We start from the raw sequence: 1068 nt of genomic DNA on the forward strand, positions 1-1068 counted from the left end.
GTGTGCGTGGCGTCGGCGGTGCGGCGGCGGAGGAGGCTTCGGCTTCCTGCCGTGCCGGTGTGTCATCGCCGTCGCCGCCCATCTGCCCCGCCAGCCACAGCAGTTCGGCCAGCTCGATCGACGTGGGGCGGGAGCCGTCCGCCGCCTCCGCGAGGAGATCGGCGAGGCGCGCGACGGGGCCCCGGTGCCGGGGCGGGTCAGAGTGCATCGGGGCCCGGATCCGCCGCCTGCGTCAGGTACGGCATCAACTGGCGCGCGAGCTCGTCCCGCGACGCCGTGTCGACGCCTGCCGCACCGGTCAGGTAGATCGCGTTCAGGAGCTGGTCCGTGGCCAGTTCGCCGCTGGTGCCGCGTTCCAGGAAGCGGGCGATGAGGGTGCGGGCGTAGGCGTCGGGCTCGCCGAGGTGGGCGCGGACGATCTCCTCCAGGTGCTCGTCGCGCGGCTGGCGCAGCCGCAGCGTGACGCAGCGCCGCAGGAACGCGGGCGGGAACTCGCGCTCGCCGTTGCTGGTGAGGACGACGAAGGGGAAGGCCCGGCAGCGCACGCGGCCGCGCGCGACCGTCACCGGGTCGTCCGAGCCGTCGGTCAGGAGGTCCGCCTTCGGGGTGTGCTTGGCGATCCGCACCAGCTCGGGGATCTCGTACTGGCCCTCCTCCAGGATGTTCAGGAGGTCGTTGGGCAGGTCGAGGTCGCTCTTGTCGATCTCGTCGATGAGCAGGGCGCGCGGGCGGTGGTAGGGGAGGAGCGCGGTGCCCAGCGGGCCCAGGCGGAGGTGGTCCTCGACGCCGGCACCGTCCCGCGGCACCCTCGCCCTCGGGGAGCGGCCCGCCGCGTACAGCCGCGACAGCGGGTCGTACTGGTAGAGGCCGTCGTGCAGGGCGCTGCGGCTCGTGATGTTCCAGCGCAGGACCGGGCCGAGGCCCAACTCCCTGGCCACCGCGTACGCGAGGCTCGACTTGCCGCTCCCCGGAGGCCCCGTCACCAGGAGCGGGCGCCGCAAGTACAGGGCGGCGTTGACCAGTTGGACGCAGGTGTCCGTGGCCCGGTACGTGTGCGCCCGGTGCACG

At 73.8% G+C, this 1068-nt stretch carries 2 protein-coding genes; both read right to left on the reverse strand.

Going from position 1 to position 1068, the window contains the following annotated elements:
- Window positions 1–208 (reverse strand): hypothetical protein (locus ACZ5CR_RS47090; protein WP_468870221.1); only part of this gene is annotated, 208 nt, incomplete at its 3' end.
- The coding region (locus ACZ5CR_RS47095; protein ID WP_468870222.1) for an AAA family ATPase at window positions 198–1068 on the reverse strand (871 nt) is incomplete at its 5' end. The genes ACZ5CR_RS47095 and ACZ5CR_RS47090, both read right to left, overlap by 11 nt.

It is taken from the genome of Streptomyces sp. NPDC031274, from assembly GCF_055570235.1.